Raw genomic sequence first — 18,056 nt, 5'->3', positions numbered from 1 at the left:
ACAAAGTATTATGACCCACGAATATCAACTCCGCATTCTGCCCGAACAGGCAGCCAGTGAACAGTCACTCAAACAATACATCAGTCGGGAAAAAGGGCTGGACATCCGCACCATCAACGCTGTCCGTACCCTGAAGCGCAGCATCGATGCCCGCCAACGTACCATTTACATCAATCTGACCGTCCGCGTTTTCGTCAATGAAACGCCTTCGGAAGAAGAGTTTGAACGTACGGATTATCCCAATGTAGAAGGCCGTCCGGCAGTCATTGTTGTTGGTGCCGGCCCGGGAGGATTGTTTGCTGCCCTGAAGCTGATAGAACTGGGATTACGCCCCATTGTGGTAGAACGTGGAAAAAATGTACGTGAGCGAAAAGAAGACCTGGCCCGTATCAGCCGGGAGCACAAAGTAGATGCCGAGTCCAACTACAGTTTCGGCGAAGGAGGAGCAGGCGCTTACTCCGACGGTAAACTCTATACCCGCAGCAAGAAGCGGGGCAGCGTAGAAAAAATCTTGAATGTATTCTGCCAGCACGGAGCCAGTCCGACCATCTTGTCGGATGCACACCCCCACATCGGAACCGACAAGCTGCCAAGGGTCATCGAGAATATGCGAAACACCATCCTTGCCTGCGGCGGGGAAGTACACTTCCAGACCCGCATGGAGGCCCTTCTGATTGAAGGACAGAAAGTGAAGGGCATTGAGACCCATAGCGGAAAGACCTTTCTCGGCCCCGTTATCCTGGCTACGGGACATTCTGCCAGAGATGTGTACCGCTGGCTGTATGCCCACGGTGTACAGCTGGAAACCAAAGGGATTGCCGTCGGTGTACGACTGGAACATCCGTCCATGCTGATTGACCAGATACAATATCATAATAAAAACGGGCGTGGGAAATACCTTCCCGCCGCCGAATACAGTTTCGTGCAACAAGTAGACGGACGAGGAGTCTACAGTTTCTGCATGTGTCCGGGAGGATTTGTGGTTCCGGCAGCCAGCGGCCCTCACCAGCTGGTGGTAAACGGCATGAGTCCGAGCAACCGCGGCACAAAGTGGAGCAACTCGGGCATGGTGGTCGAGACACGGCTGGAAGACTTGCTGCTTCCGGAAATGCAACTCCAGGCAGAACCTATCTCCGGTTCCCAGGAAGCCCTCACAGAAGAACTGATACTCCGCGACGGAAAGCTGCCCGATGGCACGGTCCATACACTGGCCATGATGCGCTTCCAGGAAAAGCTCGAGCAAATCTGCTGGCAACAGGGAAACATGCGTCAGACAGCTCCTTCCCAGCGTATGGTAGACTTTACCCGGAAAAAGCTGAGTTACGACCTGCCGGCCACTTCGTACAGCCCGGGACTGGTATCCTCCCCCCTGCATTTCTGGATACCGCCGTTCCTGAGCGAACGCCTCAGCAAAGGATTCCAACTCTTCGGAAAAAGTTCCCGCGGTTTTCTTACCAACGAAGCCGTCATGATTGCGGTAGAAACCCGCACTTCCTCTCCTGTACGTATCGTACGTGACAAGGATACCCTGCAACACCTCACCGTGGAAGGCCTGTTCCCTTGCGGAGAAGGAGCCGGTTATGCCGGAGGAATCGTTTCGGCCGGTATTGACGGCGAACGCTGCGCCGAAGCCGTAGCCCATTACTTGAATCATTAATTCCGACGCCTTATGCACCAGCCTGAAATAGCCATTATCGAGCCCAATACCCTGACAGCCCTCGGACTGCGTACCATTCTGGAGGAACTGATTCCGGAAGCTGTCATCCGTACGTTTTCCTCTTTCGAACGACTGATTGACGACACACCCGACATGTATGCGCATTATTTCGTTTCAGCCCATGTCTATTTCGAACATACCTCATTCTTTCTGGAACGGAAACCCAAATGCATCGTCTTGTCTGCCGGAGAGCCATCCTTGCTGACAGGTATTCCGAGTCTGAATATCCTCCTTCCACAGGAACAGCTGGTGAAAACCATCATGCTGACCCGGAAAAGAGGACACGAACTGACCCATCATCCCGTACCTGCCACACCGACGGATACGGAACATGAACTGACTCCACGGGAAATAGAGGTGCTCCGGCTGGTGACCAAAGGACTCATCAACAAGGAAATCGCCGACAAGCTCCACATCAGTCTAACCACGGTGATTTCCCACCGGAAAAACATCACCGAGAAATTAGGCATCAAGTCCGTATCCGGCCTGGCCATCTATGCGGTCATGCACGGATACGTGGAAGCCGACCGGGTGTGATTCAGCGGAACAGCTCGGGCAACAGATGGTTCAGGTATTTCCGCCAGTTGCGCCATTCATGGCCGCCGTCGGTTTCCATATACTCGTATTTATATCCATGCTTATCCAACAGCTGACGGTATTTCACATTGTCCTGATACAGGAAATCCCCGTTGCCAATGGCAATGAAATACAGCTTGGGAGCCTCTGTAAACTGGGCAGCCAGCTTTTCTTCCAGGTTCTCATAAATATACGCATTCTCGCTTTTTGACTGACGGTTGATGGCGGCAGAAAACAGTCCCACGTAGCCGAACTTATCCGGATAATTGGCCGAGATATACAAGGAATGGAATCCTCCCATCGACAGCCCGGCAATGGCCCGGTGTGCCTTGTCGTTCACCGTGCGGTAATGCGTCTCCACATAGTTCATAATATCCGGAAAGGCCTTTTCGAAAGAACCTTCCATGGTCTTCGGGTTCATGAACGAAGGCTTGTACATGCTGTTCGGGTATTCTCCGGGCACAGCCTCCTGCCCTCCATTACCGTTGGGCATCACCACAATCATAGGTTTCGCTTTTCCCTGTGCAATCAGGTTGTCCAGAATCTGCACGGCACGTCCCAACTCACTCCAGGCGTTCTCATCGCCACCGGCTCCGTGCAACAGGTAGAGCACCGGATAACTTTCCTTACTGTCTTCATACCCGGCCGGAGTATAGACCGTCATCCGGCGGCGTTCCATCCCCAGCGTAGGACTCGGATACCACACCTTTGAGACGGTGCCATGAGGGACTTCCCGCACCAGATAATTCTGCGAAAGCTCCCCGTCGACCAGAAAATAGTTGGTATAGGTGGCAATGTCGCGCAACATATATACGTTATTGGGGTCGAGCATACGCATGCCGTCTACATAGAAACAATAGGTGTGCAATTCCGGCGCAGGTACCGAGGTTGTGTAAGTCCACACTCCATCTTCGCCTTTCTGCATCGGAATCCTTCCAGCCACTTCCACTTCTCCCAGTGGAGTCTGTTGCCGGGTCTTCTCAAAAAAATCGGCTTCCACAGACACATTCTCTGCTTCCGGAGCCCACAGACGGAATGTGATGGTCTGGTTCTTTACTTCGGGCGAAACCAGATTACCCGTATTCACAGCCACAGTTTCCTGTGCCCAGACGCCAAGTGCGAATACACACACCGCCGCCAAACTCAAAAATCTTCTCATACCTTTTACCTTATTATATATGGCTTCATTACAAAACACAAAATTAGCAAAATCCTCATTTATTAGGATTGTCCGTCCCCTCAAATTGCACTTACTTTGCACCCGTTAACTAAACTATATTTCAACAGAATGAAAAAAAATACCGCTATCGCTTTCTTATGGGCCGCTTCGGCATCCAGCGTATGGGCTGGAACCTCTCCCGTAGATGCCTTGCCCAAAGACACCACCAAGGTCATCGACATTGAAGAAGTAGTCGTCATTGCCACACCGAAAGAAAACAACCGTCTGCGCCAGCAGGCCGCTTCATCGACCTCGTTTTCCCAAAGTGCCCTGCGCAACCAGTCGGTCACTTCCGTGAAGTCTTTGTCGGCTCTGGTACCGAACCTGTTCATCCCCGACTACGGTTCCAAACTGACCACTTCTGTCTATATCCGCGGTATCGGTTCACGTATCAATACACCGGCAGTAGGTCTCTACGTCGATAACATTCCTTTCATCGACAAGTCGGCCTTCGACTTCAACTACTCGGATATCGAACGTATCGACGTCATGCGCGGACCACAGGGAACGCTCTACGGACGCAACACCATGGGCGGACTCATCCGTGTGTTCACCAAATCACCCTTCACTTATCAGGGCACAGACCTTCGCCTGGGAGCGGCCACTTACAACAACTACAACGCCTCGCTCACCCACTACCACCGTATTTCCAGCCAGTTCGCCTTCTCAGTAGGCTTGTTCTACGACCATAAGGGTGGGTTCTTCAAGAATGACTTCAACGGCAAACGGATTGATACCGACAATGAATTCGGCGGACGCATCCGTGCCATCTACCTGCCCACCGACAACCTGAAACTTGATTTCACCGTGAACTACGAATACACCAACCAGGGAGGTTATCCGTATGAATATACCGGAAAAGTAAGCGGCGAAGAAGACCGGGCACAATACATCGGACGTATCTCCTACGACAACGCCTGCGGCTACAAGCGTAATCTGCTGAACACCGGATTGAATCTGGAATATCAGGCCGACAACTTCATTCTGAGCAGTGTGACCGGCTTCCAATACCTGCGTGACCACATGGATTTGGACCAGGACTTCACGGAACAGAACATCTATACCATGATGCAGAAGCAGAACTCCAAGACACTGAGCGAGGAAATTGTCCTCAAATCCAAGCCCGGACGCCGCTGGCAGTGGACTACCGGAGTGAGCGGCTTCTACCAGTGGCTCGACACGGAGGCTCCCGTCACTTTCCAGAAAGACGGAGTAAACTGGCTGAACTCTACCATCAACACCAATGCCAATAAATATATGCCGACCATTTCGGCCGGTCCGATGACCATGAAAATGACTTTCAATGACGTCATCAACGGCGAACAACTGGTCATCCCGGGACAGTTCGGCACGCCTATCCTGAATGCGGCCGTGTTCCATCAGTCCACCTTCAACGACCTTTTCGGCCTGGAAGGTCTTTCACTGACCGCCGGTCTCCGCATGGACTACGAAAGCCTGAAGCTGGATTATTACAGCGGTTGCCAGTTTACCCACACCTATTCACTGAGCGGCACACTGACTCCCGGTGACAGAGTCATCCCGATGGTACCGGCACAGGACTTCAACGTGAACAACAGTTACAATGGAAAGCTGTCGCACGACTACATCCAGCTGTTGCCCAAGTTTGCCCTGCAATACGACTTTGATTCACGCAACAACCTCTATGTCAGCGTAAGCAAAGGTTACCGCTCGGGAGGATACAACATCCAGATGTTTTCCGACCTGCTGCAAAACGACATGCAGGCCAGCATGATGAAAAATGTAGCTGATGTAACAATTCCTATTGTCAATAAGGTGCCCATGCTGAGCGACGAACAGAAACAGAAAATTGCGGGCATGCTGAACGGCATGGCACAGACGCCACAAACCGACGTGAAGGCTGCCACGCTCTACAAGCCGGAATATTCATGGAACTATGAAATCGGTTCGCACCTCACCCTGCTGAACGGAAAACTGCAGGCCGACCTTTCTGCCTTCTACATGGACACCCGCGACCAGCAATTGTCGCGCTTCGCCGAAAGCGGACTGGGACGCATCACTGTCAATGCCGGAAAGAGCCGGAGCCTGGGAGCCGAAGCCAGTCTGCGTGCCCAGCTCACCGACAAATTCAGTCTGAACGGGAACTATGGCTATACCTACGCTACCTTCACCGACTACGTGGTAAGCGAAACTGAAAACTACAACGGAAATTATGTACCGTTTGTACCCAAACATACCTTTACCGTAGGCGGACAGTACATCTTCCCGTTCCGTAAGAATGCCATTCTGGACAACATCACCCTCGATGCCAACTACCGGGCGGCGGGCCGTATCTACTGGACAGAGCAGAACAATGCCAGCCAGGCCCTCTATGGCACACTGAACGGACGCCTCAGCCTGAACAAAGGAAACGGACAAATCGGTATCTGGGTGAACAACGCCTTGAACAAAGATTACCAAGCTTTCTACTTTGAAACGATGAGCCGCGGTTTTGCCCAAAAAGGACGTCCCGTACAAGTAGGTATCGATGTACGCTGCCGCTTTTAAGGAAATATAAACTATTGAATTATAGCAATTTAAGAAACACTTAACCACATAAAAAAAACGCTTAGGCGTTTCATCTGAAACGCAAGTGCGTTTAAAACAAAACGCAAGTACATTTGATTCCAAACGTACTTGCGTTTTTTCATGAGTTTTTTATGCCCCTAAAAGTCCTCCAAAATCCTCCAAATTCACTTCCAATCCCCCTTATTTTTTCCGCGGAAGCATCTCAACCGTAGGGGGTTCATAGTTACTGATGGGCAACTTCACTTTTTTCAATTCCTCCAAGGTAAAAACCGGAGGCTCCACCCCTTTAGGATAGGGCTGATTGGAGAATGTACGGAAATATTCCAGACAAGCATCTTTCCACCACACAGCATCGCCAGCCTGGATGTCCAGCCGTTCGGCTACCGCCTGATAGCGTTCCGCATCGACATAGGGCTGCATTTCCTTCCACACCTGCTGAAACGCACGCACTTCGTCCACACCTTTCTGATACTTGTAACAGAGTTCATCCCACAATGAACGTCCCGAATGAAGCAGGTGATTCCAGTTCACATGATGAAACCAAAGCAAATATTCTTCCGGACATCGCTCCAGCGAATCGAACACCCGGTCCAACGAATCCGGATACTGCGACACGGCATCACTTCCCGAACGGCTCCGGTCGAATCCCAATCCCTCCTTGTCCGCCTGATGATAATACGAAGGCAGCCAATCGGCTCGTGCTCCAGGCACCTCACACCAAGGTTCAGGGCCATAATGATGCCCCCAAGCAAAAATGTGGTGCAAGCCCAACGGCATCATGTAATCCACCACCGCCTCCCGGCTATCCATCATAACCTGAGTCATAGGTTCCACAAACCGACGGTCGGTCGTGAAAGTCTGTGCCAGCCATTCACGCGCAATCTCTTCTGCCGACAAAGCCGGATTCCAAGCCAACCGCCCGTAAGCATACCAGTTGGCCTGTGCAAAATCATGTCCGCACCAGTTCACGTTATCGCCTACATTCACCACACCCGCTACCCCCTTCAAGGAAGAAGGCTGCACATAGCGGTAAAACTCTTTCCACATAGTGGCCAGATAAGCCAGGTGGTTGGAATGTCCCAAGTACTCCTGCGTAATTTGAAACTCCACCATCAACGGTGTATGCGGCATGGCTCCAAACAACGGACTGTAAGGTTCCCGCGGCTGGAAGTCAATCGGCCCGTTTTTCACCTGCACCATCACATTGTCCCGAAACCGTCCATCCAGCGGTTGAAATTCCAGGTAAGCCTGCTTGGCCCGGTCTGCATCCGACGGACTGTAGACAAAGGCCCGCCACATCACGATTCCCCCATAGGGTTTCAAAGCCTCCGCCAGCATGTTCGCCCCCTCGGCATGCGTACGCCCGTAATCACACGGGCCGGGCTGTCCTTCCGAATTGGCCTTCACCAGAAAACCGCCAAAATCAGGAATCAATCCATAAATTTCCTGCACTTTCTCTTTCCACCAACGAGCCACCCCCTCGTTCAGCGGGTCGGCCGTAGACAAACCTCCTAACTTCATCGGAGAAGCAAAATTGACCGAAAGATACACCCTGATGCCATAAGGACGAAACACATCGGCCAATTTCCGCACCTTTTGCAGGTAGCCGGCGGATAGAATCTCGGCCGAAGCATTCACATTGTTCAGCACAGTCCCGTTGATACCCACCGAAGCATTGGCACGGGCATATTCCCGATAGCGGACCGGCACGGAATCGGTCAGTTCCTCCCATTTCCACAAAGAACGTCCCGCATAACCACGTTCCACCGTCCCGTCCAGATTGTCCCAATGATTCAGCACACGGATATCGAAGGCCGGCTTTTCCCGGATATCCAGCCGGGTACAATCCGCTCCTTCTGCCTGTAACCGCAGCAGATGGTAAGTCGCATACAGCAATCCCTGTTCTGTAGCGGCCTCCAGCACCGTCTTTCCTTCGGAAGTACGTATGGTATATCCCTCTTTGCCCAACCGACGATGTGTCTCATCGGCACAGAGCTGCAAATCCACTTTCCCTCCTTGCCACAAGGCGGCCAGTTCCTCACGCGCCACAGCAAGCGTAGGAGAAGTGACTAAACAACAGACAGACGCTTGATTCACAGGCGTCTGTCGTAACCAAAGTCTGCTCCCGTCTTCGGCCCACAACGTAAGGACCAAAGACAGGAAACAGACACAACCCCAAAGTCGTTTATTCATCCGCACTGCCTTTTACAGTTTGAATCTTACCGTTCTCGTCATATTCCAGTTCGACCACCTTCAGACTGCGAAGCCAGGTCTTTCCACCAGAAGGCACACAGTCGTGATGGAACAGATACCATTTTCCCTTATACTCCGCAATGGAATGGTGCGTGGTCCATCCCACCACGGGTGTCAGGATCACTCCCTGATACACAAACGGACCATAGGGATTGTCACCTACGGCATAACACAACAAGTGTGTATCGCCAGTGGAATAGGAGAAATAATATTTCCCTTTGTACTTGTGCATCCAAGAAGCCTCGAAGAAGCGGTGCGGGTCGCCCGCAGTCAGCGGTTTTCCGTCTTCCCCCAACACAATCACCGGACGCGGTTCTTCTGCAAACCCGAGCATATCATCCGACAATTTTACCACCCGGCTCGGCAAGGCCGGTTCATCGGCTTCCGGCAGGAACGGGTGCTCAATGGCTTTATTGTCCCGGTAGCGTTGCAGCTGTCCGCCCCAGATACCGCCAAAATACATATAATAACTGCCATCCTCATCCTGAAGCACTGCAGCATCAATGCTGTAACTGCCCCGAATCGGGTCGGGCTGAGGAATGAACGGTCCTTCCGGCTTGTCACCGATGGCTACTCCCATGCGGAAGATGTCGTTCCGGTCTTTCAACGGAAAATACAGGTAATATTTCCCATCCTTACAAGCAATGTCACAATCCCAAAGCTGGCGCCCGGCCCAAGGAATATCAGCTACTTTCAAAGCCACGCCATGGTCCACGATTTCCCCATGCATCACGTCGTCGGTAGACAGCACATGATAGTCATTCATGTCAAAATGATCGCCGTTGTCATTTTCCGGAATACCGGATTCACGGTCGTGTGAAGGGTAAATGTACAAGCGGCCATTGAATACATGTACCGACGGGTCTGCCATGTAATCGGCAGGAAACAGATATCTTTCTTCCTTTTTCATACTATGTAATTTTATGAGACCATTTGATGTTGGTCTCCAGTTCAACATTTATTTCTTTGCAGACGTTACGGAATCGGATGCTTCTTCTATCATTTTCCGTACAAAATCTTTAGGCTGGTAATTCCGGTCGAAAAGCAACGGATAGTCCTTTCTTCCTCGAATCGGGAAATTATTTTTCCAGGAATCCTCATCGGTCACTCCCCAAGCGGTCACTCTTTCCACAATGTCGGCATGCTTTTCAAAAAGCTGAAAGAACTCTTGCATTCTTTTATTCCATGCCTGACTGACAGAATCCGGCAAAGCATCCGGATAGGGATTCAAGGATTTCTTGAAAGCTACCGTATCCGAGATATTGGCACTTCTGCGGGCCGTTGGCAAGGCACTCATATCCCACTCTGTAATCATCACCTTCACACCGGCTGCCGCAAAGGCAAGCATGCTTTCCTCAAACCGGCGGATGTCCGGATAATCCATTCCCATGTGTCCCTGCATACCCACCGCGTCGATACGCAAGCCCTTTTCTTTCAGCGAACGAACCAGTTTTACCACTCCCTCACGGCGTCCCGGCACATCCATGCCGTAATCATTGTAATATAATTCAGCATCCGGATCGGCTTCGTGCGCATACTGAAAAGCCAATGGGATGAACTCCTCTCCCAAAATCTCGTAGAACTTGCTCTTGCGGTAAGAACCGTCTTCCATAATGGCTTCGTTCACCACATCCCATCCTTTAATCTTGCCTTTGTAGCGTCCGACCACCGTCTGAATATGGGTTTTCATACGCTGTTTCAATACTTCAGGAGAAACATTCTTTCCTTTTTCGTCCACACAAAACCACTCGGGAAGCTGTGAATGCCATATCAAGCAATGTCCTGTCACCGTCATGCCGTTGTCGAGTCCTAACTGAACCAAACGGTCGGCATCCTCAAAATGGAACTCTCCTTCCTTCGGTTGGATTTCCTCACTTTTCATGCAGTTCTCTGCCACAATGGCATTGAAATGCCGCTTTACGATTTTCAGTGCGGAAGTGTCCATCCCCGATGACTGGCGGACATTAAGTGCCACTCCCATCAGGAATTTATCCCCAACCACCTCTCTTAATGACTTTTCTGAAACGGTCATTTTGGAAACATTGCTTCCGCATGCCATCAGAAAAAGGCTACATAATGCCATCGATACAATGTGTTTGTTCTTCATTTTTCTGTTTATTTCCTAATTAATAATCGTTTTTACTTCTGCGTTCGCTCAATTCAGCCTGCATTTTCTCATTATATTCCTTGCTGATAGGATAGAAAAACAGAGCGACTACTCCTACCAGAAAGAAAGCGGCAGGAATCAGGCTGGAAGAAAGGATGATGCCTTGCACAGCCGTATCGTTCTGTACGACGCCCGAACCGGAAGCGTAGCCAAATCCAGACAACAAAAATCCCAGTACAGCCCCACCGATACCCAGACCGGCCTTTAAGGCAAAGACTACTCCCGAGAAGATAAATCCCGTCGCACGACGATAATTGATATACTCCGAGTGGTCGGCCACATCGGCAATCATCGCCCAAAGCAAAGGCACTGTAGGCGCATAGGCCAGACTCTTCAGGAAGTTCAGCACGAACATCATGCCAATATTATCTTTAGCAGGGAAATAGAACATGGCTGTAAAGACGGCTGTCAGTGAGAGGCACACAATAAACGTACGCTTCTTGCCGTATTTGTTTGCCAAAAACTCGGATAAGAAAATCACTCCAAAGAACTGCACCAATGCCCCGACCATATTGAAGACACCAAATCCTACTTCGTATGCCTTATCGGGTGATGTCACAATCAATCCAAAGGCATTGAGCACATGATATCCGACCGAGCTACCAGGTTCTGCTGCCACCAGCCCAATCTTATCCAGGAAAGCAAACAACGCAGCCTTATCCACGTAATTCTCAAAATAATAGTTCATGGCACTTCCCCACATGGCCAGTGTGATGAAAACAAACAAGGTCAGGATAAACATGGCCCGCCAAGGCACACTGCCCAATACGTCTTTAATATCCTGACGGGTATCATTTTTTTGGTTAGCCGGTGGAGTGATACGTTCCCTTGCCGAGAAAAATACAATCAAAAGAAAAATAAAACCGACTGCCGCAAACAGGGAAATCGTGCAAAGCCACCCATGCGCCTTGTCTCCCCCATCAGAAAATTTGCTCACCAATGGCAAAGTAAGTCCCTGTACCACAAACTGGGCAATGGTAGAAAAGACAAAACGTACGGAAGTGATACTGGTACGTTCCTTAATGTCCGACGACATCACTCCACCCAAAGAAGAATAAGGCGTATTGTTAAAAGAGTACATTGTCATCAACAATGTATAAGAGATGGTTGCATACACCGCTACCAGCCCTTTTTCCTCAATACCTGGATTATAGAAGGCCAACACATAAAATACCATGAACGGGAGAGCCGTCCACAACACCCATGGACGATATTTTCCCCACCGTGTCTGAGTGCGGTCGGACAGAATACCCACAGTAGGGTCTACAAAAGCATCGACAATACGTGCCACCAACATCACGGTACCTGCAATTGCCCCTTCCAGTCCAAACACGTCCGTATAGAATTTGGTCTGGTAAATCATCATCATCTGAAAGACGAGATTCGCAGAACAATCGCCCAGTCCATAACCGACTTTCTCGGCCATGGACACTTTCTGACTTAGAATATTACTCATTTTTACTTATTTTGTTTCTCATTCTGTATTACTGCTTCCACCAAGCGAGTAGCCGGTGTTTTCTTATCCAGCGGATGAATATCATTCCATTCACCCGTATCACTATTTTTAATCAAGGTTACATAGGGACTTTCCTGTGCCGCTTTTGCCTGCTGTTTTCTCAATTCTGCCCAAGCTGCGCGTCCAGGGTCATCCGGTGCCAGGAAATCGGCCAATTCCACCACATAGAAAGGTAAGTTTCCATTCTGAAAAAGAGTTCTCCAGTCTGCAATCATTGCCGTAAGCAAGGAGGAATATTCCCGCCAGCGCCCCACATTCGACTCGCCCTGATACCATACCACCCCTTTGAACACATAATGCTGCAAAGGATGTATCATACCGTTATACAAACCTGTAGGTATATAATGGAAAGCCGTCGAAGAAGGGGAAGGAGGCATCACCGTTCCAATCTTATGTTTCCATGTACCTTCCAAGCTGACTTCCTGATTGCCACACAGCAATTTATACGGTTTTTCTTTTACAAAGGAAGGGCAAGAACCGTAGCTGAACAAACGTACGGTCAGCTGGTTTTTCCCTTCTTTCAGGAACTTGGCCGGTACCTGATAAATCCGCGGCGGATACTGATAGGAAACAGCCCCCACAAAATGTCCGTTCACATACACAGAATCAGCATCGACCATACAACCTAACCGCAATACTACGTCTTTTCCTGCCCATCCATCGGGCACTACAAACTCTTTTCGGAACCAATGGGTCCCATTCAATGGACGACCGTTACGAAGTGCCCAATTATCTGAAAACATATCTACCCTTTCCCAATCCGTATCATTGTATGACTCGGCATACCAAGGCATTTCACCATGCAGCCCTGCATCCGACCGATACAATTGCTTATTCCATGCCGCCTGATGTTGCTGTTCGGTTTTCTTTATTTGAGCCACCAGTGCAGTATCCTCATATAAGGTTTTCTGATTTACATACTCCGGGAAATCTTTCAATCCTTCCTCGCTAATCCATGCTTCGACCGGTGTGCCTCCCCAGCTGGAATTAATAATACCCACCGGCACTCCCGTCTTTTCCTCCAGCAGTTTAGAAAAGAAATAACAAAGAGCAGAGAAATTTTGGACGTATTCTTTCGTCATCGGCTGCCACTTGATTGTCCGTACATCCTCCAACGGGCGTGAAAAATCATACGCATACGGAACCTTTACATACCGAACAGATGAATTTTCATACGATGCAATCTCTTCGGCATACTTATCCATCACCCGGTTTACCGTCAATTCCATATTCGACTGTCCTGAACACAAGAACACATCCCCAATCAGAATATCTTTTAATAAAATGTCATTGACAGCCATGGAATAAGGGCCTCCTGCTTTCATAGCAGGCAAAGCAATCATCCAATTTCCAGCTTCATCCGCTACGGCATGATACCGTTTCTTCATGAAAGTCAAATTCACCTTTTCACCCGGACTGGCTGTACCCCAAATCTTCAGAGGAACGTTTCGTTGAAGCACCATTCCATCGGAAACCAACGCAGGTAAAGTGACTTTGGCTGACAAGCCAAAACTACAACAAGAAAGCAAAAGAAGAGTCCAAAATACCCTACTAAAATAAGCCTGTGTTTTCATACATTATATCTTGTATTTTTCATCGATTCTTACCACTACAAAAATAGTAAAAGGCCATGGAACAGGCTCTCACACAGGATACCAACCTCATATCTATTGTTACACCACTCTTTCTGTTGTAACAAAAACTTACGGAAATGTTACATCACAAAAGGAAAATCCTCCCCAAAGACTCTTATATAATTTTCCAGCTAACTTTTACAAGAACTCACTTCCACCCCTTAAAATCTATTTTCAAAAGCAAAAAAATCCCCGTTTTTTTTATTGACAACTAAGAAAAAAGAACTTACTTTGTATCAATTATATGGTATTTTAATTCAAATTCAGCTCTACAAACCACATCAATAATGAGAAATAAGACATTCATTATAACCGTTTTTTTCTGTCTACTGCCCCTTTTGTGTAAAGGACAGTTCTGCAAGCTATATACGACTCATGGAGAAATCTCCAGCAGTATGATCAACAACATCTATCAGGATCAAAAAGGCTATATATGGGTAACAACAGAAGACGGGTTGAATAAATTTGATGGAGCAAAGTTTACCAGTTACAGGACTCATAAGAACGACTCTACATCTTTGATAGGCAACCATGTATACAAAGTATTCCAAGATTCCAGAGGTAATCTGTACATTCTTTCTACCAAAGGGCTGCAAATCTACGACTACCGGTCGGATACGTTCAAAACCATCAAAAAATCAAGTCCGTCATATAACAACAAAAGTATTACAGAGCTTCGCAACGGGAATATTCTGATTGGAACCAGTGGGTATGGAATGAAGACTTTGTCGGCCGACTCAAAAGGGAACTATCAGATTAAAGACTGGAATCCTTCCCTGAGCGGATATACCATCAATGAAATCAAGGAAGACCAAAGTGGAAATATCTGGATTTGTACCGAATATCATGGTGTCATCCGGATTGATAAGAATGGGAAAAGATATGACTATTCACTGGGAGCCCACAACGGAAACCAGTTCATCAACTGCTGTACGGAAGATTCTTACGGCAATGTATATGTAGGTACCACCGGACGCGGAGTATTCGTTTATCGAAAGGCTGACGATACTTTCCAGCAAATTTTCAATTCCGAATTCCCCATTAAGGACCTGAAACAAAAAGAACATTTCATGCTGATTGGCATTGATGGAGAAGGTATCGTTTCTTATAACATTCCCGAGAAATGCATCTCGGATACAGATTTCTATATAGACAATGTAAATATCAAAAAAAGTAAGGTACATTCCCTTCTGATAGACAACAGTACCAATCTTTGGATTGGTATTTATCAGAAAGGTGTAGCTTTCATTCCTTTACAAGCTAATATGTTCGGCTATATCGGCAGTTTTTCATCTCTTCGAAACCATATTGGAAACAACTGCATCACAGCCTTATGCGACTATGATAACGGCAAGCTTCTTGTCGGTACAGACAACGACGGTATTTACCAGCTGAGCAACCATTATAATTTTATCCGGCATCTGACACCGGAATCAAATCCGGACATACCCCCCACGGTGATGTGTCTTTTCAAAGATTCCCACCAAAATGTATGGATAGGTTCTTACCTGAGCGGACTTTCCTTTATGAGTTCAAAAGGTGAAGACTTCACCAAGGTATCTTTAAAAGACAAAGACGGAAACGAAATCAAACGTGTGTACAGCCTGGCAGAAGATGCCCATAAAAGACTGTGGATTGGGACTATGGGAATGGGACTCTATTACACAGATTTAAATGCCCCCATCCAGAAAAATATCCATGTATATAATTCAAACGATTTACAAGATGTCAACCAATGGATTGACGCACTGTACTATGCGAAAAACGGAAGACTGTATATTGGTACCTATGACGGCATCAAATGCATCGATACCCAAAACCTGAAAATGGTAGGACAAGAAAAAGCCTTACTAGGATTGGTTGTCTACTCCATTACAGAAGATCACGAACATCGTATCTGGGCCGGTACATCCGATGGCATCTCGGTGATGGACAAAGATTTGAATCTCATCGAGCAATTCACAACACAGAACGGATTGCCCAACAATTCAATTTCCTCCATCGTGACTGACAAAAACAACGATATTTGGGTCAGTACCAATCAGGGCATTGCCAAATACAACCCGCAGAAAAACTCCTTTATTCCGTTTTATGCTTCCGACGGCTTATACAACAATGAATTTTCCAGAAATGCGTTTTGCCAATATCCCGACGGTAAAATCCTGTTTGGAGGCACCAACGGAATCATTTTCTTCAATCCGGACGACATCAAAATTCAGAAATTCCAGGGCAAAATCAGACTTACAGGATTCTATTTACATGATAAATCTGTGAATGAACTTACAAAATCAGGAAACTACCATGTGATTGACACTGACATATTCAATACAAAAGAAATCAACTTGGCACACTACGACAATTCTTTCTACATTGAATTTGCCACTGACAATTTCATGACCCCTCAGGGTTATGTATATTCCATGAACAATGGAACCTGGAACTCCCTGCCCAAAGGAACTTCACGCGTTTCATTCAGCAATCTTCCAGTAGGAAAATATGAGTTTAAAATCAAGGCCGTCAATGGTTCCGCGGAATCAGATATAAAAACAATACTCATCCATATCCATCCTGCATGGTATAACTCGACTATAGCCTGGATTATCTATCTGGCCATCATTGGCAGCATAGCCTCAATCTTTATACATCAGGCAAAAGAAAAATACAGAGTAAGACAAGAAATGCTGAAGCACAAGCACTTGGAAGAAATAAACGAGGCTAAGCTCCAATTCTTTATCAACATCTCACACGAAATCAGAACCCCGATGTCGCTGATTATAAGTCCGCTGCAAAAGTTAATCTCTACCGACAGCGATACCGAAAGGCAGAAAAGCTACTCGCTGATTGAACGTAATGCACAGCGCATACTGAATCTGATCAATCAGCTGATGGATATCCGTAAAATAGACAAGAACCAAATGAAGCTTAGTTTCACGGAAGTGGAGCTCATCGGTTTTATCAATAATATTAAAGACACATTCACTTATCAGGCTACCAGCAAAAATGCTCAGTTGAATCTGATTACCCAACTGGACAGCCTGAAGGTATGGCTGGACCCGAACAACTTTGACAAAGTCATTTTTAACTTGCTGTCCAATGCGCTTAAACATATTCAGAGTGAAGGAAAAATCAACATCTACATTAATACTATTCACAATGGTAAAGAAGAGGCTCCATTGAACAACTGTGCTGAAATTATCATTGAAGACAATGGCACCGGTATCAAGGAAAGTGAAATGACACGTATTTTTGAACGCTTCTACCAAATCAGTGATGACCGGTCGCGCAGCAAAGGGACGGGTATCGGACTGCATCTGTCCATGTCACTCGTAAAAATGCATCATGGCACCATTACCGTCAAGAACAATGACAATCAGCCAGGATGCAGTTTTATCATACATATTCCGTTAGGCCGTGCACATCTGTCGGCAGAGGACATTGCTCCCGAAACTTCAGATAATACAGCTATCACTTCATCGGAAAATAATGAATTTCAACATATTCCATTACACCTTGAAGAAAACGAAAGCGGAGATGACAATGGGAAGAAATTACCACGAAAGAAGCACTCTGTCCTCATTGTGGAAGATGAAGACGACATCCGTAATTATCTGCTCACTGAATTAAGCAATTATTTCCGGGTATTAAGTTGCAGCAATGGAAAGGAAGCATTGGAAATCATTATGTCACACATGCCCAACTTGGTGCTCAGCGATATCATGATGCCGGAAATAAACGGTATCACCCTTCTCAAGAAACTGAAACAGAACATCAAGACCAACCATATTCCAGTCATTCTTCTAACGGCCAAGAACAGTGAGAAAGACTATATTGAAGGGCTCTCACTAGGAGCAGACGCCTACATAGCCAAACCGTTCAACCTGGAAATTCTGATTACAACCATCGAAAACCTGATTCGAAACCGGGAGGTATTGCGCAACAACTTCAGCGGTAAGCAGGAACAGGATGGACAAATCGAAGTGGTTCAGCCCCAGTCAGCAGACGAAAAGCTGATGAAAAAAGTAATGAAAGCCATCAACAAAAACCTGAACAATCCAGACCTGAATGCGGAAATGATTGCGGCAGAAGTGGGTATAAGCCGAGTACATCTGTACCGGAAACTTAAGGAAATCACAAATCAGTCCACACGAGATTTCATCCGGAATATCCGACTAAAGCAGGCGGAAATTCTACTGAAATCAGAGAAAAACTACAGTATTTCTGAAATATCCCAGCTGGTAGGATTTAACAACACCACTTATTTCTCGAATGCCTTCAAAGAATTATATGGTGTTTCTCCAAGCAAATATATGGAATATTGCAAAGAGAATAAAGACAGGCTGGAAGAGGAACCCCAAAATGAACAAGATAAAACGGGAAAACAATAAGAAAGAACTAAAAAAGTCTGGTCGAAATTTAACGGCCAGACT

Annotated in this window: 10 protein-coding genes; 4 read left to right on the top strand and 6 right to left on the bottom strand. The window is 47.4% G+C overall.

Annotation, left to right across the window (positions count from 1 at the left end; genetic code table 11):
- The first annotated feature begins 10 nt into the window (after nt 1-10).
- Both OIM59_RS03230 and OIM59_RS03225 read left to right on the top strand, forming a co-directional pair.
- A complete protein-coding gene (locus OIM59_RS03230; RefSeq protein ID WP_303895005.1) occupies nt 11-1,657 on the top strand; it encodes an NAD(P)/FAD-dependent oxidoreductase in 1,647 nt (548 codons plus the stop codon).
- 12 nt (nt 1,658-1,669) lie between these two features.
- Nucleotides 1,670-2,254, top strand: a complete 585-nt coding sequence (locus tag OIM59_RS03225) for a response regulator transcription factor (RefSeq protein ID WP_299173889.1) — start codon at nt 1,670-1,672, stop codon at nt 2,252-2,254.
- A gap of 1 nt (nt 2,255) precedes the next feature.
- Here the strand turns inward: OIM59_RS03225 and OIM59_RS03220 are convergent, their stop codons facing one another.
- A complete protein-coding gene (locus OIM59_RS03220; protein WP_303895003.1) occupies nt 2,256-3,452 on the bottom strand; it encodes an esterase in 1,197 nt (398 codons plus the stop codon).
- 129 nt (nt 3,453-3,581) lie between these two features.
- On the opposite strand from OIM59_RS03220, the gene OIM59_RS03215 reads away from it, so the two are divergent.
- Nucleotides 3,582-6,038, top strand: coding sequence for a TonB-dependent receptor (locus tag OIM59_RS03215; RefSeq protein WP_299173895.1), 2,457 nt, complete (start codon nt 3,582-3,584; stop codon nt 6,036-6,038).
- 201 nt (nt 6,039-6,239) lie between these two features.
- Here the strand turns inward: OIM59_RS03215 and OIM59_RS03210 are convergent, their stop codons facing one another.
- The 5 genes from OIM59_RS03210 to OIM59_RS03190 are packed head-to-tail and all read right to left on the bottom strand — an operon-like array spanning nt 6,240 to nt 13,569.
- Nucleotides 6,240-8,252 carry an alpha-glucuronidase gene (locus OIM59_RS03210; RefSeq protein WP_303894999.1) on the bottom strand — a complete coding sequence of 671 codons (2,013 nt, stop codon included), beginning with the start codon at nt 8,250-8,252 and terminating at the stop codon, nt 6,240-6,242.
- Nucleotides 8,245-9,222 carry a glycoside hydrolase family 43 protein gene (locus OIM59_RS03205; RefSeq protein WP_303894997.1) on the bottom strand — a complete coding sequence of 326 codons (978 nt, stop codon included), beginning with the start codon at nt 9,220-9,222 and terminating at the stop codon, nt 8,245-8,247. Before OIM59_RS03205 ends, OIM59_RS03210 begins: the two co-directional genes overlap by 8 nt.
- A gap of 48 nt (nt 9,223-9,270) precedes the next feature.
- Entirely contained in the window at nt 9,271-10,419 is a 1,149-nt protein-coding gene (locus OIM59_RS03200) for an endo-1,4-beta-xylanase (protein WP_299173903.1), read from the bottom strand.
- A gap of 19 nt (nt 10,420-10,438) precedes the next feature.
- Nucleotides 10,439-11,935 carry an MFS transporter gene (locus tag OIM59_RS03195; protein WP_299173906.1) on the bottom strand — a complete coding sequence of 499 codons (1,497 nt, stop codon included), beginning with the start codon at nt 11,933-11,935 and terminating at the stop codon, nt 10,439-10,441.
- 2 nt (nt 11,936-11,937) lie between these two features.
- The gene (locus OIM59_RS03190) at nt 11,938-13,569 is read right to left on the bottom strand and encodes a sialate O-acetylesterase (protein WP_303894991.1); all 1,632 of its coding nucleotides are present in this window, start codon (nt 13,567-13,569) and stop codon (nt 11,938-11,940) included.
- A gap of 347 nt (nt 13,570-13,916) precedes the next feature.
- Between OIM59_RS03190 and OIM59_RS03185 the strand changes: the two genes are divergently transcribed.
- Nucleotides 13,917-18,014, top strand: coding sequence for a two-component regulator propeller domain-containing protein (locus OIM59_RS03185; RefSeq protein WP_369695915.1), 4,098 nt, complete (start codon nt 13,917-13,919; stop codon nt 18,012-18,014).
- Nucleotides 18,015-18,056: the final 42 nt, after the last annotated feature.

The organism is Bacteroides mediterraneensis (assembly GCF_025993685.1).
Lineage (GTDB): Bacteria > Bacteroidota > Bacteroidia > Bacteroidales > Bacteroidaceae > Phocaeicola > Phocaeicola mediterraneensis_A.
The sequence above is the reverse complement of the archived record's forward strand: the minus strand, read 5'-3'. Positions and strand labels throughout refer to the sequence as shown.

Coding starts and splice junctions, on each gene's coding strand:
- OIM59_RS03230 (WP_303895005.1), top strand. CDS start 11: ATGACCCACGAATATCAACTCCGCATTCTGCCCGAACAGGCAGCCAGT.
- OIM59_RS03225 (WP_299173889.1), top strand. CDS start 1,670: ATGCACCAGCCTGAAATAGCCATTATCGAGCCCAATACCCTGACAGCC.
- OIM59_RS03220 (WP_303895003.1), bottom strand. CDS start 3,452: ATGAGAAGATTTTTGAGTTTGGCGGCGGTGTGTGTATTCGCACTTGGC.
- OIM59_RS03215 (WP_299173895.1), top strand. CDS start 3,582: ATGAAAAAAAATACCGCTATCGCTTTCTTATGGGCCGCTTCGGCATCC.
- OIM59_RS03210 (WP_303894999.1), bottom strand. CDS start 8,252: ATGAATAAACGACTTTGGGGTTGTGTCTGTTTCCTGTCTTTGGTCCTT.
- OIM59_RS03205 (WP_303894997.1), bottom strand. CDS start 9,222: ATGAAAAAGGAAGAAAGATATCTGTTTCCTGCCGATTACATGGCAGAC.
- OIM59_RS03200 (WP_299173903.1), bottom strand. CDS start 10,419: ATGAAGAACAAACACATTGTATCGATGGCATTATGTAGCCTTTTTCTG.
- OIM59_RS03195 (WP_299173906.1), bottom strand. CDS start 11,935: ATGAGTAATATTCTAAGTCAGAAAGTGTCCATGGCCGAGAAAGTCGGT.
- OIM59_RS03190 (WP_303894991.1), bottom strand. CDS start 13,569: ATGAAAACACAGGCTTATTTTAGTAGGGTATTTTGGACTCTTCTTTTG.
- OIM59_RS03185 (WP_369695915.1), top strand. CDS start 13,917: ATGAGAAATAAGACATTCATTATAACCGTTTTTTTCTGTCTACTGCCC.